This is a genomic window from Lysobacter korlensis (genome assembly GCF_042434515.1).
Window position 1 is genome coordinate 441,918 of the sequence record NZ_JBHLTG010000002.1, and the last position, 20,615, is coordinate 462,532.

Below are 20,615 nucleotides of genomic sequence, written 5' to 3' on the forward strand. Positions count from 1 at the left end.
GGTCTTGCTTCGGAGGACCCGCTTGGCTAAAGTACTGCGCCGATTTTCTCGCGGGCGTCCTCACGGACGCCGAACCGGTCCCGGAGGGCCAGCTGCGCCGCGTGGAACCCGGCCATCCCGTGCACGCCTGGCCCCGGCGGTGTCGCCGCCGAGCACAGGTACACGCCCTCGACGGGCGTCCGCCACGGGTGGCGGGAAAGCACCGGCCGGGCGAGCAGCTGGATGACGTCCACGTCGCCGCTGGCGATGTCCCCGCCGACGTAGTTCGGGTTGTACCGCTCCAGCTCGGCGGCGCTGGTGATCGTGCTCGCAAGCACCACGTCGCGGAAGCCGGGCGCGAACCGCTCCAGCTGCGCCGTGATCGCCTCCGTCACGTCCGCCGTCGACCCCCGCGGCACGTGGGTGTAGGTCCACAGGGTCTGCTGCGCCCCCGGCGCGCGACCGGGATCGACGACTCCGGGCTGCGACACGAGCACGTATGGGCGCTCCGGATGCCTGCCGTCGGCAACGTCGGCCTCCGCCCTGGCCAGCTCCGCCCGGGTGCCGCCGACGTGCACGGTCCCGGCCGCGGCGAGCTCCGGGACGGCCCAGGGCACCGGCCCGGAAAGGGCGAAGTCCACCTTGGCCGCCGCATTGCCGAACCGGAACCGGTTCAGCCGCCTCGCGTAGCGTTTCGGCACCCGCTCCCCTGCAAGCTCCAGGAACGCTCGGGTGCTGGTGTCGAGCAGCACAGCGCGGGCGGGAGGCAGCTCGTCCAGGGACGTCACCATGGTGCCGGTCACGATCTCTCCGCCCAGGGCGGTCACCTCGTCCGCCATCGCGTCCACGATCGCCTGGCTCCCGCCGACGGGAATCGGCCACCCGGCGGCGTGCGCATGGGTGGCGAGGACCAGCCCCGCGGCCGCCGACCCGAGGCTCGGCATGCGCTGGATCGTGTGCGAGAACACCCCCGTGAGGAGCGCAGGGGCCGCGTCCTCCCGCCAGCGGAGATTCCAGGCAGGGCTTCCCTGCTCCAGCACGCGAAGACCGAACCGCACCGCCGTGATCGGCGACCGGGGAATGCGCAGCATCGATGCCCCGCTGAACTCGGACACGCGCTCGACGTGCTCCACCAGCGGGCCGAAGAGCCGCCTCCACGCCGGTCCGTCCCGGCCGAGCTCCTCCGCGGTCCGGTCGAGGTCCCGGTAGGCGATCGCCGCCCGGCCTCCGTCGAGGGGCTGCGCGTAGGAGATCTCGGGCGCGACCAGCTGCACACGGTCGATCAGCCCGAACTCGCGGAAGAACGGCGAGCTGAACGCCATGGGATGCACGGCGGAGCACACGTCGTGGGCGAACCCCGGCAGCGTCAGCTCCGCCGTGCGTGCACCGCCGCCGATGGTGTCTGCGCCCTCGTAGACGCGCACCGACAGACCCGCTCGCGCCAGAGTGACGGCGGCTGCCAGGCCGTTCGGGCCGGATCCGACGATGATCGCATCCATTGCGGTCAGTATCCCACCCCCCGCTGGATCGTCCCCGACTGCCCGCGGCTAGCTGGCAGGTTTCCGCCGGTTGCCCGGGTGCCGTTGCCGGTCCGGACGGGGTTTGCGAGCGTGGAGGAAACCGCAGGAAGGACCGCACATGGCCGACAAGAAGCCGCCGATGGACCCGAACACCGACGAGGCCGACGCCACTCAGCTCAAGCTGGCGAAGGCGCAAGGCGACGCCTACGGCGCAGCCCTCGAGCACATGATCGAAAGCGTCGCGCACGGCGGCGCGGAGAAGCCGGCCGGGCACTACCGGATCGGCTACGCGGTCGAAGAGGCCGAGGGGATGTACATGTGGCACGACGGCGAGCTGCACTGGGAGGAGCCGGACGACGAGAACGTGCACATCGAGGTCTCGGTCCGGGACGCGTCCGACGGACGGTTCGTGCCCGCCGTGAAGGTCTTCGTCACCGTGATCGATCCCGACGGCAAGGAGGTCGGAACGCACGAGCAGCCGCTGCTGTGGCATCCGATGATCTACCACTACGGCCGCAATTGGACCGTCCCGGCCGACGGCAAGTACACGCTGCGGGTACGGGTCGAGCCGCCGACGATCATGCGCCACGACGAGGTGAACGGGAAGCGGTTCCTGAAGGAGGAGGAAGTGGAGTTCAAGAACGTGCAGATCGAGCGGGGCCAGGGATGAGCAGGGAGAGGCGCTGATGGCGAAGACACCCTCCGTCGGGGACACGGTGACCTGGAACACGTCGCAGGGGCAGACCCGCGGCAAAGTGCTGGAGAGGAAGACGAAGGACTTCCAGTTCGAGGGGCAGCACTTCACCGCGAGCGAGGACGAGCCGGCGTTCGTCGTGGAGAGCGAGAAGAGCGGCAAGCGCGCGGCGCACAAGGGCACCGCGCTGACCGTCGAGTGACGAGCGGATGCCGACGCGGCTGCTGCTGATCGCCGACACCCACGTGCCGAAGCGGGCGCGCGTGCTGCCGGACGAGGTGTGGCGCGCCGTCGACGAGGCCGACGTGGTGTTCCATGCCGGCGACTGGGTCGACCTCGCGCTTCTGGATGTCCTGGAGCAGCGAGCCGCACGGGTGATCGGGGTCTGGGGCAACAACGACGGCCGGGAGCTCCGGGCGCGGCTGCCGGAGACCACCCGGCTGGAGCTCGACGGGCTGCGGTTCGCGATGACCCACGAGACAGGACCCGCGGCCGGCCGCGAGCGCCGCGCGGACGACGCGTTCCCGGACACGGACGTGCTCGTCTTCGGTCACAGCCACATCCCGTGGGACAGCGTCAGCCCGCGCGGGCTGCGCCTGCTGAACCCCGGCTCCCCCACCGACCGCCGACGCCAGCCGCACCGCACCTACCTCACCGCGGTCGCCGACTCCGGCAGCCTGCGTGATGTGACCCTCCGGCGCCTGTGAACTCTAGGCGCCGCGGCCGGTCTGCTGCTGCAGCCGCTCGATGTGCTCGGACGCCTGCGCCTTCGTGAGGTCGGCGGGGAGCTGTTCGCCTGCTTCCCGTGCAAGTGTGTCGAGGTAGCTCTTCTGCGAGGCGGTCATCGGCTCGTCGCCGGTGACCCAGTCGGACGGGTCCTTGGCGGCCGGGTCGGCGCCGGGGCTCGCCGCACCGATGGTCTCGTTGGAATCAGACATGCTCCGACGCTACGCAGGCTTTCCCATCGTTCCCTGTGGAGCTTCCTCACCCTTCCAGGTCTTGATCACCGCCCACGCGACGGCGGCGATCGGCACCGAGAGGATGGCGCCGGTGATGCCGCCAAGGATCGTTCCGGCCGCGAGCGCGAGCAGCACGACCAGGGCGTGGAGGTTCAGCGACTTGCCGAGCACGAAGGGGGCGAGCAGGTCGCCCTCGAGCTGGTTCACCAGGATGACCACGATGATGACGACGAGGGCCGCGACGGGTCCGTTGGCGACCAGCGCGACGAGGGCAGCGAGGATGCCGGACAGCGTCGCGCCGACCAGCGGGATGAAGGCGCCGACGAAGACGATGAGCGCGAGCGGCAGCGCGAGCGGCACCTGCAGGATCAGCAGCGTCCCGCCGATCACGACGGTGTCGACCGCGGCGATGATCGCGGTTCCGCGGACGTAGCCGCCGAGCACCTCCATCGCACGGGCGCCCGCGCGCCGCATCCGCGGCTTGTGGGATCCGCCGAGCCGCTCGACCAGGAAGGTCCAGATCTTGCCGCCGTCCTTGAGGAAGAAGAACAGCACCACGATCGTCAGCAGCAGCCCGGCGATCACCTCGCCGACCGCCACGGCGCCGCTGACGGCACCACTGGCGAACTGGCTGCTGGTGAAGAAGTCGATCGCGGCGGTCCGCGCCTCCTCGATCTGCTCGTCGTCGATGGGGATCGGGCTGCTCTCGGTAAGCCAGGTCTGCAGCTCGCCGAGCCCCTCGGACGCCTGCTCGACCAGCGTCCCCCACTCCCGCCGGACGGCGAACACCACCGTCGTGACGATGCCGCCGACGACGATCAGCACGGCGAGCAGTGCGATCCAGGTGGCGAGCGCTGAGGGGAGGTTGCGCCGGCGGAGGAAATTCACCAGGGGCCCGATGGCCGCCGCCAGCAGCAGCGCGATGAGCACCGGGATCACGGCGATGCGCAGTTGGATGAGCGCGTAGACGACGGCGACGCTCACCGCCAGCACGAGCAGCACCTGGGCGCTCCGCACCGCCGTTCGGCCGAAGCCGTCGGTCCACAGGCTTGCCGGCGGACGAGTCTCCGCCGAGGGTTCAGCGACCACGACGGTCGGCGACTGCGGAGGACCGGCGACCGGCGCCACCTCACCGGATCCGGGATCCGGCTGCGCCTGGTCCTGGGGACGGCGTCGGGGGATGCGGAACATCCTGACATGATGCCGAATCCTTGCTGAATGTCTTCTCCAGGCCACGGGGATTCCCAGCCACCGCTACCCGCCGCTTCACCACCGAGCCCGGCACAATGGCGCCATGCAGAGCCTCGAGTTGCTGTTCGACCCTGCCACCGAGGCGCAGCTCCGCGCGGAGTGGACGTCCCTGCAGGATGCCGGACTGCCCAGCTCTGCGCGCAACACCAGCCCGAGCAACCGCCCGCACGTCACCGTCGCCGTCGCCCCGGAAGGACTCGACCGCTCGCTTCACGCACTTCGCGCAGCCGTCGGAGAGCTGCTGCCAATGCCCATCACCATCGGTGGCTACCTGGTCTTCCCGTCGCCTCGCGGCGTGGTGCTCTGCCGCTCGATCGTCGTCTCCCGCGCGCTGCTCGAGCTGCACGCTCGGGTGAACCGGGCGGTCACCCCCCATGCGCTCGTGCTGGAGACGGCGCGGGTCGACGCCTGGACTCCGCACGCGACGATCGCGCGGCGACTCTCCGCGGAGCAGCTGGGCGCCGCAATCGCACACCTGCCGCGCTGGGGCAGCGCCGCGACGGTCGTCGGTCTGCGACTCTGGGACAGCGAGACCAAGACGGTGACGCCGGCGGTCGGCAGCGGTCAGGTCTGAGGCGGGTCCTCCCGCCGAGCGCCCGCCTTCGCGGCGCGGCCCCGCTTGATGCGGCGGACCACCAGCATCCCGAACAGGACCACGAGGACGCCCATGATGATCGCATCGAGGATGCCGGAGTACCGGTCGATCTGCTCGTATTGCGACCCAAGCGCGGCCCCGAGGCCGATCAGCAGCGCGTTCCAGAGCGCGGTCCCGGCGAGGGTGAACACCGTGAAGGTGCCGAGGGGCATCCGGGTGGCGCCGGCCGGCAGGGAGATGAGGCTTCGGACCCCCGGGATCAGCCGCCCGAAGAACACCGCCCGGCGCCCGTGCCGGTGGAGCCAGCCCGCGGCGCGCTGGAAGTCGTTGCGGTCGAGCAGCGGGATTCGCGAGAGCGTGTCGATGGTGCGCTCTTCGCCGTAGACGCTGCCCAACCAGTAGAGCAGCAGCGCACCGAGGTACCCGCCGACGGTCGCCGTGACGAACACCAGAACGATGTTCATGTCGCCCCGATTCGACAGGAAGCCTGCGAGCGGCAGGATCACCTCGCTCGGGATGGGCGGGAAGACCGTCTCGATCAGGGTGAGCAGCCCGACGCCCCACTCGCTGAGTGCCTGGATGATCCTCGTCGCGAATCCGAGGATGCCCGGCAGCTGCTTCTCTTCGCTGCCGGCGGCCACCAGCAGTTCCAGGATCATGCCCCGACCCTAGGAAGCGCCCCTGTGCGGGAGCCCAGCCGGTCAGTCCGCGAAGCGGAGGAATCCTTCGACCAGGAGCCGGCGCACATCTGGCAGCAGCGCCGTGCGGAGCTCGGCGGCGTCGGCCCCCAGCACCTCGGCGAGCGCCGACATCAGCGCGGCGCCAGACAGGGTGCCGTCGCAGGCACCGACGAATCCGGCGAGCGCCGTGTCGGCCGGCACCGACCGCGCAAAGCCGCCGCCCTGGCGCAATGCGATCACCCTGGGGTGCTCCTCGCCCGGCCAGTGGTGCCGCTCCTCCGTGACGTCCGGCGCGACGGTCAGTGCCTGCGACAGCAGTGCAACGTCGTCGAGCGCCTGGAGGCGGTCGTGGGTCCGGAGCATGCCCGCGATGGCGCCGCCGAGCCCGGCGCCGTGCTCGCCGAGCTCGCCGGACAGCCGTTCGAACCGCGCCAGCGTCGGCGTGCCGGCCGGGCGACGGAGCATGAGGTATCCGAACCCGATCCGGTCCACTGCGCGGGACCGGAAGTCGTCGAGCCACAGCTCGTAGAGCCGGTCGAAGTCGTCGCTCCCGGGCTTCAGGCCGCCGTCGCGAATCCACGTCTCCGCGTACAGCGCCGGGTCGAGGGTGTCGCGTTCGATGACCCAGGCGTCGAGACCATCGGTCCACGCCCGGACGCGGTCGAAGGCGTCGACGCCCGCCCGGTATTCCCAGTTGCCGAGCAGCTGCGCCGTTCCGCCGGGCGCCAGGTGGTCCCGCAGGCCCCCGATCACCGCCTGGATCAGCTCGTCGCCGGCCCGCCCGCCGTCGCGGTACTCGTACTCCGGCACGCCGGGCGCCCGCGGTGTGATGACGAACGGCGGGTTCGACACGATGAGGTCGAACCGCTCCCCCGCGACCGGCTCGAAGAGGCTGCCCAGCCGGAACTCGATCGTGTCGACGGCGTTCAGCGCGGCATTGAACGCGGCGAAGGCGAGCGCCCGCTCCGAGATGTCGGTCGCCACGACGTGGTCGGCGTACCGTGCGGCGTGCAGCGCCTGGATGCCGCAGCCGGTGCCGAGGTCGAGCGCGGTGCCCACAGGAATCGGAAGGATCAGCCCGCTCAGCGTGAGCGACGCACCGCCGACCCCGAGCACGTGATCCTCCCGGAGCGGCCCGCCCGAGGTGAGCTCACCCGGGTCGGAGGCGATCCACCAGTTGCCGACTCCGTCGCCGTCGACGAAGCTGTACGGCCGGAGGTCGACACGGGTGCGCACCCGGTCCCCGTCCAGCGCCACCAGTCCGAGCTCCTCCGCGCCGGCCGCGCCGCAGCCGGGCAGCGCCGCGTCGAGCTCCTCCACCGGACGCTCGTCGCCGAGCACGAACACTGCCGCAAGCACGGCGGACGGACGTGTGGCGCCGCGGATCGCCCGCCGCGCCGGTACCCGGAAGCCGCGGGCCAGCGCCTCCGCCGCCTCCGCGCCCCACAGCGTGGTCAGCGCCTCAACCGTGAAGCCGGCGCCCGCGAGATCGGTGCGCAGCCGCGCGATCAGCGGCGCATGGAGAGTCGGGGTGAGCACCCTGCCATTCTCCTGTGCCTGAACGCCCCGGCTTTTCGTGCGGCGTAGCGTCGAGGGATGGCGAACGACACCGACATGGCGGGTGACCCGGGCCGGAAGACGGTCGGCGACGCCGAGGCCCCGCTGACCGACGAGGAACTGACGACCAAGGATCGGGCGTACGCGCCGGGGAGCGAGCGTGAGACCGAGGTCAAGCAGAACGACCAGTCGACGCACGCACAAGGTGTCGACACCGACGACGTCGATCTGCTGCCCGGAACCGGCGGTCCGGACGACTACGGCATCGTCGAGCCGGATCCCGGCGAGATCCACATGCCGCGTTCCGACGCGCCCGGCTCCCGTCCCGTCTGACGCGCAGGGCTCGCGGGCATCCTCAGCGCCGTGACACGCCGTAGGCTGGTCGCTGCATGGAGCCTTTGACCGAATCCGACATCCGCGCGTCGCTGGTGAACGCGACGAGCGGCGACGCCGCCCGGATGACGATCCCCGGCCTGCACGAGACGGTGTGGGAAGACCGGGAGTACCTGGGCTGGCGCGATCCCCGCGCCATCCAGCGCGGCTACATCGTGCACTGGCGCGGCGGGCAGCCGGTGGGGATCGCGCTCCGCGCGGCGGAGAGCCGGATGTCGCGCGGGATCTCCGCGATGTGCTCCCTCTGCCGCACGGCGCAGCCGGCAGACCAGGTGTCCCTCTTCACCGCACCGCGCGCCGGCGAGGCGGGCCGGAACGGCAACACGGTGGGCACCTACATCTGCGCCGACCTCGCCTGTTCCATCCTCATCCGGATCGCACCGCCGGCCTCAGATATGCAGCCTGCACCCGAGGAGATCATCGCCTCCCGGGCGGCCGGGCTCACCTCCAGGCTCGCGGCGTTCACCGCGCAGGTGCTCGGCGACTGACTACCCGGTCGGCTCCGGCTCCGCCGTGCCCGACGTGCGCGTGCCCTCGGCCGCCTGTGACTGCTGCCCCTCCGCCGTGTCGAGCGGGTGGGCGATCTCATCCTGCGGCAGGCGCCAGATCAGGATCGCCGCGACGGCGAAGAGCGGCGGCGCGAGGCCCGCGACGAGGAACACCAGCGGGATGCCGACCGCCTCGCCGACCGGACCTGCGAGCGCCATCGACACCGGCATCAACGCGAGTGACACGAAGAAGTCGAGGCTCGACACCCGGCCGAGCAGCTCCGGCGGCACGCGGCGCTGCAGGAGCGTGCCCCACAGCACCTGACCGCAGCCGAAGGTGTACCCGACCACGAGCAGGGCAGCCACCATCAGCCAGAGCTGGTCGGTGAAGCCGATGATCGCGAGCGGGATGCACCCGGCCCCCCACAGCAGGTTCATGATCGTCAGATAGCGCCGGGGCAGCCGGAAGGATGCCGTCACCATGGAGCCGACCGCCCCTCCGATCCCGAATGCCGCCAAGGTCAGGGCGAACGCGCCCGCGCCGCCCCCGGTTTGATCCCGCACCGCGAACGGCAGCAGCACCTCGATCGGACCCATGATGACCAGCACGAGCGCCACCGCGAAGATGAGCGTCGCGAGGAACCACGGGGTGCGCCGCATGTAGCCGAATCCGCCGCGCAGGTCTGCGATCACCCCGCGCAGTCGCGACCGCTGCTCCGCGTCGGCCACCCGCCGCACCGGGGTGGTGTGCATCCCGAACAGCACCACGACCGCGAACGCCTGCGACACCGCGACGAGCAGGAAGGCCGCGTCCGGGGAGAGCAGCGCGATCATCGCGCTGGCGGCGGCCGGGCCGGCCGCCTGCATGATGGTGGGCCGCAGCACCCCCTCGATGCCGTTCGCCGCGAGCAGCTGATCCGCCGGGAGGATGCTCGGGAGCCAGGCGGAGTACGCCGGATAGAAGAAGCCGTCCGCGACGCCGAGCACCAGTGAGACGGCGGCGAGGTGCCACAGTTCGAGGCCACCGGTGAGGCCGAGCACCGCCGCCACACCGATGGTGAGCGTCTTCGCCGCCTCCGTGCCGATCAGGATCCTGCGCTGCGGCACCCGGTCCGCGACCACCCCGCCGATGAGCACCGCCCCGAGCAGACCGAGCGACGCCGCGGTCGCGACGATCGACAGGTCGACAGGACCGCCGCCCAGCTCGATCACCTTCCAGACGAGAGCGACCAGCCAGACGCCCGCCCCGAAGAGGGACATCGTCACCGCGGTCGCGAGCAGACGGAACTGCCCGAATCCGAGGGGCCGGAGCGCGCGCGGCAGCCGGGACGTGCGCGGCCCGTCTGCTGCGCTCACTGAGGCCTCAGGGCGCTGCTAGTCGAGCTTGCCCAGCACGTGGAAGGGGATCATGAGCGACGCAGACGCCAGCACGATGCCGCCGAGGAACATGCCGAGGTTCAGCGGGTAGGGCAGCACGAATGCGTAGCCGAACAGCAGCCAGGATCCGAAGAAGAGGATCGCGAAGACGACATAGGCGAGGATGTTCATGTGGGCAGCTCCTTAGGGCTCCACTCTATTGCCGCCGGGCGACCCGGCACGGCATCGCGAGGTCAGGCGCGGCGCTCCGCCGGAATGACGATCCACAGCACGATGTAGGCGATGACCTGCGGTCCGGGGATGAAGATCGACAGCACGGTCAGCAGCCGGACGAGGCCGACCGACCAGCCGAAGCGCCTCGCGAGGCCGGCGCACACCCCGCCGATGATCCGGTTGTCGATAGGTCTGCTGAGCTCTGCCACGGTGCGTTTCCTCTCGAAGAACTTCGTTCCCGCCGACCCTATCGCGACAGGCCCGCACGCCACCCGGGGATTCGCCGACACCCGGTTACCGTGGAGGGAATGCGATCGAAGCGGATGTGCGGTGTCGGTCTCGGAGTGGCGCTGGTGCTCTCCGCGGCCGGATGCGCCGCGCCCGAACCCGGCCCACCCCAGAACCTCTCCGCTCCGGTCGCACGTCCGCCCGCTGACGGGCTGACGATGCTCGGGGATGCGGATCCCGCGGCCGGCGCGGTCGATGCGAGTGCCGCGCTCTTCGAAGCGTCCCCGGTCGTCGTGCTGGCGGGAAGCGGGTTCGAGCTGTCCGCGGCGTCGGTCGCCGTGGCGCTCGGCGTGCCGGCACTTCCGGCGGACGCGGATCCTGACGTGCTGAGCACCGAGCTCGACCGGCTCGGCGCCGACCACGTCGTTCTTCTGGGCGAAGGGCCCGCGGAGACCGTGCTCGAGGGACGGACGGCGCTCCACGTGGAGCCGACCGGTCCGGCGCTCGAAGCCGCGCTGGGCGTCCGCTTCACGGAGCGGACCGTGGCCGCCGATGCGTCCGCAGCGGAAGCGGTGAGCGGACTGGACCCGGCGTCGCCGGAGCTGCTCGTCGCCGAGAGCGGATCCCCGGCGAGCCCGACCGACGCCCCAGTGTCCGAGCCGCTGCCCGAGCTCGAGCCGGCTGAGCGCGCGAGCGGACTCGTCGCACTCGCCGTCGACGACTCGGCGGGCATCGCGGGCCTCGCGACGGCCCGCGCCGCCGGCGCAGAGGTGCTGATCCTGCCGGCGGATCGTCCGAATCCGCAGGCGTCGCCCGAGGCGATCGAGTTCCTGGCGCAGCACGCCGACGCGCGCGTCGTGGCGCTCGGGCCGGAGCTCGGCGCGGAGCCGAGTCTCGACTGGAAGATCGCGTCCGCGCGGAGCGGGCTGCAGCTGCCCGGCGGCGGGCAGCTGCTGTTCCCGGCGCACATGATGGTCGCCATCTACGGCACCCCCGGCGCACCGGTGCTCGGGGTGCTCGGCGAGCAGGATCTGCCCGCCAGCATCGAGCGCGCCCGCCGGCACGCGGCGGCCTTCGACGAGCTGACCGACAAGACCGTGCTCCCCGCCTTCGAGCTCATCGCCACCGTCGCATCCAGCAGCGCCGGCTCTGACAAGAACTACTCGAACGAGCTCGATCCGGCGGGGATGCTGGAGTGGGCGGAGGCGGCCGGCGAGGCCGGCATGTACGCCATCCTCGATCTGCAGCCGGGCCACACCGACTTCGTGAGCCAGGCGAAGCTGTACGAGGAATCGCTGCGGCTGCCGTGGGTGGGGCTCGCCCTGGACCCGGAGTGGCGGCTGGGGCCGGGCGAGAAGCACATGGTGCACATCGGCAGCGTCGGCAGCGCCGAGGTGAACGCGGTGCAGGACTATCTGACCGAACTCGTCCGGGCGCACGATCTGCCGCCGAAGCTGCTCGTGCTGCACCAGTTCCGGAACGACATGATCGAGGACCGCGCCGGCATCGAGACGGACCGGCCAGAGGTGACGGTGCTGATCCACGCGGACGGCCAAGGCAGCCAGCCGGAGAAGCAGGCCACCTGGCAGCGGCTGCGCACCGACGCGCCCGACGTCGCGTGGGGCTGGAAGAACTTCTACGACGAGGACGCACCCATGCTCGACCCGGAGCAGACCATGATGGTGGAACCGGTGCCGGACCTGATCACGTATCAGTGAGGCCCGGCGGACCCACGGAAGGACTTGCCAGTGACCGCTGAGGGCGACCTCGCCACCCTGCTCGCCTCCCTCTCCGCGACCGCGCGCGACGAGCGCTACGTCTACGTGACCGTGTCGCACGAGGATGCGGAGACCATCGGCGCCGCCGCCTCGATCGTGGAGGACGAGGGCACCACCCTCGTCATCCCGCAGGCTGAGGCGGACGCCCTGGGCCTCGGCTACGACTACGTCGCGGGATGGATCACCCTGGAGGTGTACTCGGCGCTTTCCGCTGTGGGGCTCACGGCCGTGGTCAGCAGCGCGCTCGCCGAGGCCGGGATCAGCTGCAACATCCTCGCCGGTTTCCACCACGACCACCTTCTCGTGCCGGAGGACCGGCTCGACGCAGCCCTGGAAGTGCTCGCCGGCCTCTCCGGCTAGCACCCCCGGGCCCGAGCGGCGTCACTTCTGCGCGAGCACCCGCCGCAGCACTGTCCGCTCGACGAGGGTCCACGTCGGCGGCGCCAGGTCCGATCACGGCCGCAATCGGCGGGGTTTCGGCCCCGATGTCACAGCCTCCGGGCGGCCGGTGTCGTCCTGATGACGGCAGTCCCGACCTTGGAGGAGAACCATGGCACGCGTCCGCATCGACCACCCCCGCACGTTGACGGTGCGGCTCCTGGAGTCGTACAGCCGCCGCAAGTACGGTGGCGTGCTCGAGCCAGGGCTGGTGGCTTTCAACAACCGCAGAGTGCTGCGCACCTACCTCCGGGCGGAGCTGGGAGCCGCGAAGTGGAACACCGTCGACCGGCAGCTGAAGCAGCTCGCGGTGATGGCCGCTGCCGCAGAGCTGGGCTGCTCGTGGTGCATGGATTTCGGGTACTGGGAGGCGTGGTCGGGCGGGATGCCGGAGGCGAAACTGCGCGCCGTCACGGACCGCACACCGACCGACGCCTTCAGCCCGCTGGAGCGGCTCGTGATGGACTACGCCGTCGCGATGACGCGGACGCCGGTCGAGGTGACGGACGACCAGGTCGCGGCGCTCCGCGAGCGGCTCACCGACGAGCAGCTCGTCGAGCTGACATTCATGATCGCGCTGGAGAACCAGCGGTCGCGGGTGAATCTGGCGATGGGGCTGACGAGCCAGGGATTCCGCGAGCTGTGCGAGTATCGGCCTCATGACGCAGCCTCCGCAGCCGGGTGATCCCGCGTCCGAACCAGACAGCCTGGAGGATGCGGCGCGCGAGTTCGAGACGCACCGGGGCGCGCTTCTCGGCGCCGCGTACCGGGTGCTCGGATCGATGTCGACGGCGGAGGACGTGGTGCAGGAGGCGTGGCTTCGCTGGAGCGCCGCCGACCGCAGCGCGGTGCGGGAACCCCGCGGGTACCTCGTGAGAACCGTCACACGCCTCGCCCTGAACGAGCTTCGCACGCGCCAGCGCCGCCGCGAGGAGTACCTCGGCCCGTGGCTTCCCGAGCCGGTGAGCGACCTCCCGGCCACTGATGCGTCGGCTGAGGTGGCGGAGTCGGTGTCGCTCGCGATGCTGGTCGTGCTGGAATCCCTGTCGCCGCTCGAGCGGGCCGCGTTCATCCTCCGTGAGGTCTTCGGCGAGGACTTCGACGACATCGCAACGACACTGGATCGCACCCCCGCGGCGGTGCGGCAGCTGGTGCACCGGGCACGGGAGCATGTCGCCGCACGCTCCCCGCGCAACACCGTCGATCCGACGACGCACCGGAAAGTCGCCGAGCGGGTGTTGGCGGCCATGCAGGGCGGCTCCGTCGAGGAGCTGCTCGCCCTCCTCTCCCCCGACGTGGTGCTGACGACGGACGGCGGCGGAAAGAAGAAGGCCGCACTCCGCCCGATCCGCACACCGGAGAAGGTGCTCCGCTTCCTGCTCGGCGTGCTGGGGAAGCAGACGGGGCCGATGGAGTTCCGGATGCTCGAGGTCAACGGCGAGCCGGCCGTCGGTGCGTTCACCTCATCCGGTCTCGACACCCTCGCGACGATGCGGATGGACGGCGACGCCATCACCGAGATCTACCTCGTCCGGAACCCGGACAAGCTGACCCGCGTGCGCCTTCCGGACGCGCGCTGACGCGGCATCATCAACATGTTCCGAGAAGCGGTACCCATATTCGGGCGTCATGGCGTATGGTCGCTCTACCGGAGACGTTCGAGCTCCGCTGAGGGGTGGTCGCTATGGCAGACAAGTCACCGAAGAAGTCGAGCGCGAAGACCGCCGCAGGCAAGTCTTTGAAGGAGAAGCGAGCCGACAAGAAAGCGAAGTCGGCCTCCAAGAAGAACGACTGAGCGGCCGCTGACGCAGACGGGAGCCGGGCGAACGCCCGGCTCCTTCTTCGTTGCCAGTGTGGCGACGGACTCGCGCAACAGTCAGCCGGCTCGGGCAGAATCGCGCAGTGGCAACCAACTACCGCCTGATCTCCTGCTCCCCCGGCGACGTGTTCGACGTGCTGGCCGACGGCTGGCTCTTCCCGACCTGGGTGGTCGGCGCCTCCCGGATGCGGAACGTGGACGATGAGTGGCCGAGGCCTGGCTCGAAGCTGCACCACTCGTTCGGCACCTGGCCGCTGCTCGTCAACGACGAGACCACGATGCTCGAGTGGGATCCGCCCCGGCACGCCGCGCTGAAGCCGAAGGGCTGGCCCATCGGAGAGGCGATCGTCTCGCTCGACGTGAAGCCTCGAGGCGAGGGATGCGTGGTGCGGCTCACCGAGAAGCCCGTGGCGGGGCCCGCGACCATGGTTCCGTCGTGGCTGCTGGATGCAATGCTGCACCAGCGCAACGTCGAGACGCTCCGCCGGCTGGCGTTCGTCGCAGAGGGCCGGCCTGGCACCCTCTGACGCAGCTGCCTACCCCAGTCTGGTGGTCCACGACCCGTCAGCCAGGACCTCGACCACTGCGGGGCCCTTCTTGAATGGCGCGGTTCCGCGGAATGCGCCGTACGCATTCACCACGTGGTCGCGACCGTAGAGGCCCCCGGCGTAGGTGTACACGACGAAGTTGCGATGGCCATTGTGGGTCACGGCGAGCCGACTCGTGCCGCCGTCGTAGAGATACACCCCGTCGCCTCTGCCCGTTCCTGGCAGGCTGGCGGCGGTGCGGACGGCGCTGATCCGGATCGTCCAGTCCCCCGACGTTCTGATCTCGAGGTGACGGGGCGTGCCGCGCCACGAGTCCATCCCGAACACCGTGGTGCCGGCGTAGGCGCCGATCGTGTTCACCGGCCAGTCGGTCGTGTTCCGGGTGCTGTCCTGGACCTTGACGCTGAAGCCCGCGGCTCCGCTGTGCTGAGCGCTGAGCAGGCCCGCCTTGGCGCCACGGGGAAGTTCGATCAGGTCGTTCCCGGTGCCGCGGATGGTGACGGTCGAGAACGTGCCGTATTTCTTCGCGGCCCACTTCGCGGCGCCAGTCCAGCCCTTGGTGGTGAACGAGGCCTTCGACGACCGCATCGAGTAGCCGACTGCGTTCTTCGCGCGGACATCGACGCTGTAGCGGGTGGCGCCCTCGAGCCCGGCAAGGGTCACCGAGCGCTTGTCGGCTGCGACGGCCACCGTTCTGACCAGCGTGCTTCCGTGGAGAACCCGGATCTGATAGCCGGTCACCGGCGGTCCGCCGGCACTCTTCGGTGCAGTCCAGACCAGCCTCGCCGATGTGGCGCTTCCCGCGCTTGCGGCCGGCTTTGCCGGCCTGCCTGGCGGTTCGAGTCGGATGCCGGCCGCCGGGGAAGCGGCAGAGGAGCCGACCGAGTTCCGGGCGCGCACCGTCACGGAGTACGCCGAGTGCAGCTTCAGCCCTGGAACGGTCACGGACGTCCCCGTGGTGTGGACGGTACGGACGGTGCTGCCCTTCGAGACCCGCACTTCGTAGCCGGTGACGCGGCTCCCGCCGTCATCAGCTTGGCCCCAGGCGACCTTGATCGACGTCGCGCCCGTGGCCCGGACGGACGGCTTGCCGGGGGCGGCGGGAACGGTCGGCGGCCGCACCGCCGCCACCTGGAGCAGCTGATCCAGCACCGCCACGGTGACCGGCCGGCCGGCCGCTGAGTCGGGATTCGCGGTGGCAACCGCCGTCACGGCGACCGGCCCGGCGGCGATGTCGAAGCAACGGTGGTACTTGATCGAATCCGCGAAGGACCCTCGCTTCGAGGTGGTGAGTTTCGACGTGACGGAGTCCCGAACCGCACCGTTCAGGGCGATGTCGAGCGTGACTGCAGCCACACCCCAGGCCGGCTCGACGTAGGAGTCGACGCACACGGAGCCCGGCGTGGTGGTGGCGGATCCCCGCACGAAGTGGAAGTGGGAGGGCTCGGCGGCGAGCGCGGGTTGCGCGAGGCCGAGGGCCATCGCGGCGGCTGCGAGCAGCGCCAGTGCCGTTCGGGCGGACTGGTACATGGTTCCTTCGGTGTTCGGGTACACCAAGCGGACGCGGGCAACGGGGTTGCGGCGCGACCCGGTCGCTGGGTCGGCGATCGGGACTCGTCGCGTCGGATTTCGCGGCCGAGTGATGGGTAAGCTGACGCCGCTTTCGGGTGGCGTTGGGGCGAGGCTATTCGACTCGGGTGGCGCGCTCCATCCCCAGATCGAGGGCCGCAGCACGGTCGATCGCGGCGGGATTGCCCAGCCCTCCCCCGGGTGTCCCCCTCGCAGCAGAACGCCTCGGCCGTCTACCCTGAAGACGGCCGAGGCGCGGTCGAGGGCCGCTTCTGCGGCGAGCGGCCGATCGACGGTCCGTGGCTGATGGCTCAAGTCGACCACCCCTGGAGGTGTGCCGGTACACCCCTAAGGGGGTTTAGTGTTGGCGCACCATGGCAGACATCAGCACGCCGATCTGCGTCGCCCTCGTCGACGACTACGACGTCGTGCTCATCGGCCTCGCGCACATGTTCGACCGGTACCGGGACCGGATCGTGGTGGCCGAGATCGACGCCAACCAGGCGACCAATGATGCGGTCGACATCGTGCTGTACGACTCCTTCGCACAGCCCGAGTCGGATCAGGACCACATAGCGGAGCTCGTGAGGAATCCGAACGCGAGCAGGGTCGTCGTCTACACCTGGAACTTCCACCCCGAGCTGGTGGAGAGCGCCCGCGCCCTCGGCGTCGACGGGTATCTCTCGAAGACCCTGGCGGCCCGGGATCTCGTGGCCGCGCTCGAGCGCATCCACGCGGGCGAGAAGATCTTCATGGATGCGCCCCCGCGTCGCGCGAGCAGCGCGAACGGCCTCGATTGGCCAGGACGCCGCGAGGGCATCACCGACCGGGAGTCGGAGATCCTCGCCCTCATCACCCAGGGCAAGAGCAATGCGGAGGTCGCGATGCTCACCTATCTGAGCCCGAACACGGTGAAGTCGTACATCCGGAGCGTCTACCGGAAGATCGGCGTGGACAGCCGCACGCAGGCGGTGCTCTGGGGTGTCGACCATGGCTTCACACCGGACCATCACCGGATCGACCACTGGCGCGGCGGGCCGTAGCCGGCCGTTGCGCGCGAGGAGCCCCACGCTCTGCGAAGTGGGGCTCCACGCGTTGCGCAGCCGGCACGCGGTGCGGCGCCAGCGCATTACAGCGGCAGCTGCTCCCCCGCCTGCTCTGCGACCAGGTACTTCGCGAACCACTCCGGCCGCTCCGTGATGCGTCCGCCGGTGCGCTCAGCGTGCTCGTCGTACGCTGCTTCGGCACGTCGGAGCGCGCTGCTCAGATCCTGCGCTGAGGCGAAGGACGTCGCTGCCGAGTCGATCCTGCCCGGGAAGCGCGTGGTCACCTCCTGGAGCACCCAGCCGTTGCCGTCAGGGTCGCTGAACGCCACGAATGACGCGTAGGTGCGACGCTCCGGGTCCGGGCCGGCCGCCCGCACGCGCGGGTCGAAGCGGTTGAAATTGCCGGTGGGGTCGTGGAACACGCCGCTCGACTCGACGCCCGCGGCGACGAGCTCCGCGTGCGCCGCCTCGATGTCGGAGACGACGAGGTGCAGGAACTGGGTCGACCCGGGCGCGGAGGGGGTCAGTCCGGTGCCGAACATGACGGACGTCGCGGACCCGGGAGGAGTGACGTGGAGAACGCGGCCGGTCCCGGTCGCGAGATCCACATCCACCCTCCAGCCCAGCTTGCCGACGTAGAACTCCGCAGCGCGGTCCACGTCGGAGACGGGGATGACGACCACCTCGAGCTTCGTGTCGACGTGCCCGGCGTTCGTGTCGCTGGTGGCCGGGTCGGTGGCGATTTCGGTTGTACTCATTTCTGCCTTCCTGATCAGTGTTGCTCTGTCAGGACGACAATGCGCCTTCGCGTGAGCGACAGCGCCGGTCGGAGTCCCTGGTCGGCTCCCGGGCCGGACGCCGGGAGCGCCGGCTTCGTCAGCGGACGCGGACCGAGAGGCAGGTGACGCAGCCCTCGAGCTTCTCGAACTCGGTGACCGGCACCTGCACCACCCTCAGCCCACGCGCGCGCAGCAGCTCCGCCGTTCCGGGGGCCGCTGCCGACATCACCACGGTGTCGTCGTCGAGCACGACCACGGCGCATCCGGTCTCTTCCGGCACCGGCAGGAAGCCCTCGAAGAGCGCAGGATCGTCGACGAGCGGCTCGTAGCCGATCACGGTTCCGTCGGGCAGGGCGGTCAGCGCTGACTTGAGGTGGAGCACCTTGGTGACCGGCACCGCGACCACCGTGTACCCGAGCGGTTCGACGATCTCGGTGAGCTGCCGGATGCCGTCCTCGTTGGTGCGGGAACTCCGGCCGGCGTAAACGGTGGAGCCGACCTTCAGCACGTCGCCGCCCTCGAGGGTGCCGGGCTCCTCGATCCGCCGCACAGTCAGACCGAGCCCCTCGACCGCCTGGGCGATCGTCTCGATCTCACCGCGTCGCGACGCCGCGCCGGGCGAGGTGAGCACCGCGGTGCCGCCGAACACGACCACCGCATCCTCGACGAAGACGCCATCCGGATGCTGGTCGGCGGGTGCCACCTCCACCACAGACCAGCCCCGCTCACGGTAGGCGTCGGTGTACGACCGCCATTGTTCCAGCGCCAGGTCGGCGTCCACCGCCTGCCGCTCGAAGTGCGTCAGCTCACCGTTCTCCAGCAGCGGCGACGGCCGCCGGACGAGCAGGGTGCGGGCGGGATAGGTCGGAGGTGCGTCGGTCATCGTTCCATCCTCGCAAAGGGACGGCCCGGTGAGGCGGCACTCGCCTCGCCGGGCCGTCACTTCTCAGCTCGCTAACGCTGCTTCCGCTTCTGCACGTCGATCGAGAGCAGCGTCGTCGTTCCCGAGACCTCGTTGGCGACGGCGAGCAGTGGCTCCCGGGTCGGCGAGTCCTTCGCGGGGATGAACGTCAGTCCCTCGGGGCCGAGGTCACCGGCGACTGCGAGCGCGGCATCCTGGTCGCCCGCGTCCTCCACCGACACGGAGAAGTCCCGGTTATTGAGATACGTCACGAACGCGGTCCGCTCCGGCTCGGTGATGTCGTAGACGGCGACGCCGCCCACCCGCTCGAAGCCGATGAATGCGTACACGTGCCCGCGGATCTGGCCGATCGTGAGGCTTTCGGGCTCCGGACCCTTGTCGTCGCTGCGTCCTTCGAGGTTCGACTCGGAGTGATTCGAGTTGAAGAACTCGGGCAGCGCCGCGTGGGTGATCCGCTCGAAGCTGTCGCCCGAGTCGAAAACCTGGGTGCCGTCGGTCGTCCAGATGGAGAAGGAGCGAGCGCCGAATGCGTAGAGCTCGTCGTAGCACTCTTCCTCGGCGTTGTAGCCGTTCTCGCGCGTCACGTTCAGCCTGCCGAGTTCGCCGGCGCCGGCGTAAGCGGCGAGCGGGCTCGAATCGCACACCTCGAGGTCGGCGACCCGCTCGCCTTCGGCATAGTCGCCCCACTCGCGGGCGTCGCCCTCATTCGCGGTGACGAGATACGTCGCCCCCCGGGCGGTGTAGGCGCTGATCCCGTCGGGCATGTAGACGCCGAAGAGTCCCTCGTAGGTGCGGATGTCGAACGTGGGCGCGTTGCGCGGGTCACGGTCGGAGGGGTCGATGCCGGCGCCCTCGACACTGTGGTCCTTGAACCCGAGCGGCCAGATGTCCGTCACCTGCGCCTGCTGCAGGCTGACCTCGGCGACCGCGTTGGCCTCCTGGAGCGTGACGTACGCGGTGTCGCCCTCGACCGCGATGTACTCCGGTTCGAGGTTCCGCGACACCGGGTGATCGACCCCGTCGATGCCGGCGAAGATGCGGACCTGCTCGTCGAGCGGCGTGCTGCCGTCGTCCTCGAAGGCATGGAAGTCGGCGGTGCGAACTGCCGACTGCGTGGCTGCGGTCAGGTTCTTCGGCAGCGCAACGACACTCACGGAGCCTTCGGGGTCCACGGTGTAGTCGTCGTCAGGCTCGCCCTCGTTCGCGACGACGGCGTACCGTCCGTCCTCCGAGATCGTCACCATGTCGGGCAGCGCCCCGACCTGGACGGTCCCCAGCACGGCTGCGGCGCGCGGTGTCCTCGCATCGAAGAAGACCAGGGAACCGGGATCGGTCTTCGTCTCCGACTCCACGGCGATCACGCCGAGTCCGTCGTCGCGGATGGCCACCGAGTTCGCCACGCCGTCGCTCGTCAGGGTGTACAGCTTCTCGGGTGTCGCCGGCTCGGAGATGTCCAGCACGTCGACCGATCCGGCCTGCGCGTTCACCACGAAAACGCGGTTGTCGAAGTAGGCGACGATCTCGGCGGCCGACTCGTCGAACTGTCCTGTGTCGTAGCTGCCGAGCGGGCTGAGGGCGAGGGCTGCGCCCGGAGCGGAGTACGAGATCGGCTCGTCGACCACGGCGGCCGTCGAAGCCGGCAATGCGAACGAGAATGGCACCGCGACGGCGAGTGCGCCGGCGGCGAGGCGGGCGGCTGCTCCGCCGGGGGTGGGTCGGGATGGCGTCATGGTTCCTCCAGAGGCGACGTGAACGTCCTCTGTGTAGTGACGCCGCGCATCA

Annotated in this window: 24 protein-coding genes; 12 read left to right on the forward strand and 12 right to left on the reverse strand. The window is 70.3% G+C overall.

Features of this window, described 5'->3' with window-relative positions; all coding sequences use genetic code 11:
* Window positions 1-26 precede the first annotated feature (26 nt).
* On the reverse strand, window positions 27-1,478 hold the full coding sequence (locus ACFFGH_RS11470; RefSeq protein WP_386668331.1) for a phytoene desaturase family protein: 1,452 nt from the start codon (window positions 1,476-1,478) through the stop codon (window positions 27-29).
* A 139-nt stretch (window positions 1,479-1,617) separates the two neighbouring features.
* On the opposite strand from ACFFGH_RS11470, the gene ACFFGH_RS11475 reads away from it, so the two are divergent.
* The 3 genes from ACFFGH_RS11475 to ACFFGH_RS11485 are packed head-to-tail and all read left to right on the forward strand — an operon-like array spanning window position 1,618 to window position 2,900.
* Window positions 1,618-2,169, forward strand: coding sequence for an iron transporter (locus ACFFGH_RS11475; RefSeq protein WP_386668333.1), 552 nt, complete (start codon window positions 1,618-1,620; stop codon window positions 2,167-2,169).
* A gap of 16 nt (window positions 2,170-2,185) precedes the next feature.
* A complete protein-coding gene (locus tag ACFFGH_RS11480) occupies window positions 2,186-2,395 on the forward strand; it encodes a hypervirulence associated TUDOR domain-containing protein (RefSeq protein ID WP_386668335.1) in 210 nt (69 codons plus the stop codon).
* Between the two features lie 7 nt (window positions 2,396-2,402).
* The gene (locus ACFFGH_RS11485; RefSeq protein WP_386668337.1) at window positions 2,403-2,900 is read left to right on the forward strand and encodes a metallophosphoesterase family protein; all 498 of its coding nucleotides are present in this window, start codon (window positions 2,403-2,405) and stop codon (window positions 2,898-2,900) included.
* 3 nt (window positions 2,901-2,903) lie between these two features.
* On the opposite strand, the gene ACFFGH_RS11490 is transcribed toward ACFFGH_RS11485, so the two are convergent.
* Window positions 2,904-3,131: a DUF3072 domain-containing protein gene (locus ACFFGH_RS11490; RefSeq protein WP_386668339.1), complete on the reverse strand. Its 228-nt coding sequence runs from the start codon at window positions 3,129-3,131 to the stop codon at window positions 2,904-2,906.
* 9 nt (window positions 3,132-3,140) lie between these two features.
* Window positions 3,141-4,343 carry an AI-2E family transporter gene (locus ACFFGH_RS11495; RefSeq protein WP_386668341.1) on the reverse strand — a complete coding sequence of 401 codons (1,203 nt, stop codon included), beginning with the start codon at window positions 4,341-4,343 and terminating at the stop codon, window positions 3,141-3,143.
* 103 nt (window positions 4,344-4,446) lie between these two features.
* Between ACFFGH_RS11495 and ACFFGH_RS11500 the strand changes: the two genes are divergently transcribed.
* Window positions 4,447-4,977: a 2'-5' RNA ligase family protein gene (locus tag ACFFGH_RS11500; RefSeq protein ID WP_386668343.1), complete on the forward strand. Its 531-nt coding sequence runs from the start codon at window positions 4,447-4,449 to the stop codon at window positions 4,975-4,977.
* Here the strand turns inward: ACFFGH_RS11500 and ACFFGH_RS11505 are convergent.
* Window positions 4,968-5,657 (reverse strand): DedA family protein, encoded by a 690-nt coding sequence (locus ACFFGH_RS11505; RefSeq protein ID WP_386668345.1) that lies wholly within the window; start codon window positions 5,655-5,657, stop codon window positions 4,968-4,970. The genes ACFFGH_RS11500 and ACFFGH_RS11505 overlap by 10 nt on opposite strands.
* Before the next feature lie 42 nt (window positions 5,658-5,699).
* Complete coding sequence (locus ACFFGH_RS11510) at window positions 5,700-7,217, reverse strand: DUF7059 domain-containing protein (protein WP_386668347.1); 1,518 nt, start codon at window positions 7,215-7,217, stop codon at window positions 5,700-5,702.
* Window positions 7,218-7,274: 57 nt separating this feature from the next.
* Here ACFFGH_RS11510 and ACFFGH_RS11515 point away from each other — a divergent pair, with 57 nt between their 5' ends.
* On the forward strand, window positions 7,275-7,568 hold the full coding sequence (locus ACFFGH_RS11515) for a hypothetical protein (protein ID WP_386668349.1): 294 nt from the start codon (window positions 7,275-7,277) through the stop codon (window positions 7,566-7,568).
* A gap of 56 nt (window positions 7,569-7,624) precedes the next feature.
* Window positions 7,625-8,116 carry an FBP domain-containing protein gene (locus ACFFGH_RS11520; protein ID WP_386668351.1) on the forward strand — a complete coding sequence of 164 codons (492 nt, stop codon included), beginning with the start codon at window positions 7,625-7,627 and terminating at the stop codon, window positions 8,114-8,116.
* Here the strand turns inward: ACFFGH_RS11520 and ACFFGH_RS11525 are convergent, their stop codons facing one another.
* From ACFFGH_RS11525 to ACFFGH_RS11535, 3 genes are all read right to left on the reverse strand, one after another.
* The gene (locus ACFFGH_RS11525; protein ID WP_386668353.1) at window positions 8,117-9,472 is read right to left on the reverse strand and encodes an MFS transporter; all 1,356 of its coding nucleotides are present in this window, start codon (window positions 9,470-9,472) and stop codon (window positions 8,117-8,119) included.
* 18 nt (window positions 9,473-9,490) lie between these two features.
* Window positions 9,491-9,664 carry a hypothetical protein gene (locus ACFFGH_RS11530; RefSeq protein WP_386668355.1) on the reverse strand — a complete coding sequence of 58 codons (174 nt, stop codon included), beginning with the start codon at window positions 9,662-9,664 and terminating at the stop codon, window positions 9,491-9,493.
* A 62-nt stretch (window positions 9,665-9,726) separates the two neighbouring features.
* Window positions 9,727-9,915: a PspC domain-containing protein gene (locus ACFFGH_RS11535; protein WP_386668357.1), complete on the reverse strand. Its 189-nt coding sequence runs from the start codon at window positions 9,913-9,915 to the stop codon at window positions 9,727-9,729.
* 99 nt (window positions 9,916-10,014) lie between these two features.
* Between ACFFGH_RS11535 and ACFFGH_RS11540 the strand changes: the two genes are divergently transcribed.
* The 5 genes from ACFFGH_RS11540 (at window position 10,015) to ACFFGH_RS11560 (ending at window position 14,496) form a co-directional block, all read left to right on the forward strand.
* Window positions 10,015-11,652 carry a hypothetical protein gene (locus tag ACFFGH_RS11540; RefSeq protein WP_386668359.1) on the forward strand — a complete coding sequence of 546 codons (1,638 nt, stop codon included), beginning with the start codon at window positions 10,015-10,017 and terminating at the stop codon, window positions 11,650-11,652.
* A 30-nt stretch (window positions 11,653-11,682) separates the two neighbouring features.
* Window positions 11,683-12,072 carry an ACT domain-containing protein gene (locus ACFFGH_RS11545; protein ID WP_386668361.1) on the forward strand — a complete coding sequence of 130 codons (390 nt, stop codon included), beginning with the start codon at window positions 11,683-11,685 and terminating at the stop codon, window positions 12,070-12,072.
* 190 nt (window positions 12,073-12,262) lie between these two features.
* Window positions 12,263-12,835 (forward strand): carboxymuconolactone decarboxylase family protein, encoded by a 573-nt coding sequence (locus ACFFGH_RS11550; RefSeq protein ID WP_386668363.1) that lies wholly within the window; start codon window positions 12,263-12,265, stop codon window positions 12,833-12,835.
* Window positions 12,810-13,730: an RNA polymerase sigma-70 factor gene (locus ACFFGH_RS11555; protein ID WP_386668365.1), complete on the forward strand. Its 921-nt coding sequence runs from the start codon at window positions 12,810-12,812 to the stop codon at window positions 13,728-13,730. Before ACFFGH_RS11550 ends, ACFFGH_RS11555 begins: the two co-directional genes overlap by 26 nt.
* A gap of 322 nt (window positions 13,731-14,052) precedes the next feature.
* The gene (locus ACFFGH_RS11560) at window positions 14,053-14,496 is read left to right on the forward strand and encodes an SRPBCC family protein (RefSeq protein WP_386668367.1); all 444 of its coding nucleotides are present in this window, start codon (window positions 14,053-14,055) and stop codon (window positions 14,494-14,496) included.
* Between the two features lie 9 nt (window positions 14,497-14,505).
* Here ACFFGH_RS11560 and ACFFGH_RS11565 read toward each other — a convergent pair whose 3' ends face one another.
* Entirely contained in the window at window positions 14,506-16,047 is a 1,542-nt protein-coding gene (locus tag ACFFGH_RS11565; RefSeq protein ID WP_386668369.1) for a fibronectin type III domain-containing protein, read from the reverse strand.
* Window positions 16,048-16,460: 413 nt separating this feature from the next.
* Between ACFFGH_RS11565 and ACFFGH_RS11570 the strand changes: the two genes are divergently transcribed.
* Window positions 16,461-17,129: a response regulator transcription factor gene (locus ACFFGH_RS11570; protein ID WP_386668371.1), complete on the forward strand. Its 669-nt coding sequence runs from the start codon at window positions 16,461-16,463 to the stop codon at window positions 17,127-17,129.
* Window positions 17,130-17,215: 86 nt separating this feature from the next.
* On the opposite strand, the gene ACFFGH_RS11575 is transcribed toward ACFFGH_RS11570, so the two are convergent.
* The 3 genes from ACFFGH_RS11575 to ACFFGH_RS11585 all read right to left on the reverse strand — a co-directional run bounded on the left by ACFFGH_RS11575 (window position 17,216) and on the right by ACFFGH_RS11585 (window position 20,563).
* Window positions 17,216-17,890: a VOC family protein gene (locus tag ACFFGH_RS11575; RefSeq protein ID WP_386668373.1), complete on the reverse strand. Its 675-nt coding sequence runs from the start codon at window positions 17,888-17,890 to the stop codon at window positions 17,216-17,218.
* Window positions 17,891-18,008: 118 nt separating this feature from the next.
* A complete protein-coding gene (gene ddaH / locus ACFFGH_RS11580) occupies window positions 18,009-18,794 on the reverse strand; it encodes a dimethylargininase (protein ID WP_386668375.1) in 786 nt (261 codons plus the stop codon).
* A 71-nt stretch (window positions 18,795-18,865) separates the two neighbouring features.
* Window positions 18,866-20,563: a choice-of-anchor I family protein gene (locus ACFFGH_RS11585; protein ID WP_386668377.1), complete on the reverse strand. Its 1,698-nt coding sequence runs from the start codon at window positions 20,561-20,563 to the stop codon at window positions 18,866-18,868.
* Window positions 20,564-20,615: the final 52 nt, after the last annotated feature.

Bases quoted from the DNA above. Each gene is read 5' to 3' on its own strand.
- ACFFGH_RS11495 (WP_386668341.1), bottom strand. From the start codon at position 4,343: ATGTTCCGCATCCCCCGACGCCGTCCCCAGGACCAGGCGCAGCCGGAT.
- ACFFGH_RS11475 (WP_386668333.1), top strand. From the start codon at position 1,618: ATGGCCGACAAGAAGCCGCCGATGGACCCGAACACCGACGAGGCCGAC.
- ACFFGH_RS11490 (WP_386668339.1), bottom strand. From the start codon at position 3,131: ATGTCTGATTCCAACGAGACCATCGGTGCGGCGAGCCCCGGCGCCGAC.
- ACFFGH_RS11505 (WP_386668345.1), bottom strand. From the start codon at position 5,657: ATGATCCTGGAACTGCTGGTGGCCGCCGGCAGCGAAGAGAAGCAGCTG.
- ACFFGH_RS11515 (WP_386668349.1), top strand. From the start codon at position 7,275: ATGGCGAACGACACCGACATGGCGGGTGACCCGGGCCGGAAGACGGTC.
- ACFFGH_RS11470 (WP_386668331.1), bottom strand. From the start codon at position 1,478: ATGGATGCGATCATCGTCGGATCCGGCCCGAACGGCCTGGCAGCCGCC.
- ACFFGH_RS11520 (WP_386668351.1), top strand. From the start codon at position 7,625: ATGGAGCCTTTGACCGAATCCGACATCCGCGCGTCGCTGGTGAACGCG.
- ACFFGH_RS11485 (WP_386668337.1), top strand. From the start codon at position 2,403: ATGCCGACGCGGCTGCTGCTGATCGCCGACACCCACGTGCCGAAGCGG.
- ddaH (WP_386668375.1), bottom strand. From the start codon at position 18,794: ATGACCGACGCACCTCCGACCTATCCCGCCCGCACCCTGCTCGTCCGG.
- ACFFGH_RS11500 (WP_386668343.1), top strand. From the start codon at position 4,447: ATGCAGAGCCTCGAGTTGCTGTTCGACCCTGCCACCGAGGCGCAGCTC.
- ACFFGH_RS11575 (WP_386668373.1), bottom strand. From the start codon at position 17,890: ATGAGTACAACCGAAATCGCCACCGACCCGGCCACCAGCGACACGAAC.
- ACFFGH_RS11550 (WP_386668363.1), top strand. From the start codon at position 12,263: ATGGCACGCGTCCGCATCGACCACCCCCGCACGTTGACGGTGCGGCTC.
- ACFFGH_RS11565 (WP_386668369.1), bottom strand. From the start codon at position 16,047: ATGTACCAGTCCGCCCGAACGGCACTGGCGCTGCTCGCAGCCGCCGCG.
- ACFFGH_RS11585 (WP_386668377.1), bottom strand. From the start codon at position 20,563: ATGACGCCATCCCGACCCACCCCCGGCGGAGCAGCCGCCCGCCTCGCC.
- ACFFGH_RS11555 (WP_386668365.1), top strand. From the start codon at position 12,810: ATGACGCAGCCTCCGCAGCCGGGTGATCCCGCGTCCGAACCAGACAGC.
- ACFFGH_RS11480 (WP_386668335.1), top strand. From the start codon at position 2,186: ATGGCGAAGACACCCTCCGTCGGGGACACGGTGACCTGGAACACGTCG.
- ACFFGH_RS11570 (WP_386668371.1), top strand. From the start codon at position 16,461: ATGGCAGACATCAGCACGCCGATCTGCGTCGCCCTCGTCGACGACTAC.
- ACFFGH_RS11540 (WP_386668359.1), top strand. From the start codon at position 10,015: ATGCGATCGAAGCGGATGTGCGGTGTCGGTCTCGGAGTGGCGCTGGTG.
- ACFFGH_RS11530 (WP_386668355.1), bottom strand. From the start codon at position 9,664: ATGAACATCCTCGCCTATGTCGTCTTCGCGATCCTCTTCTTCGGATCC.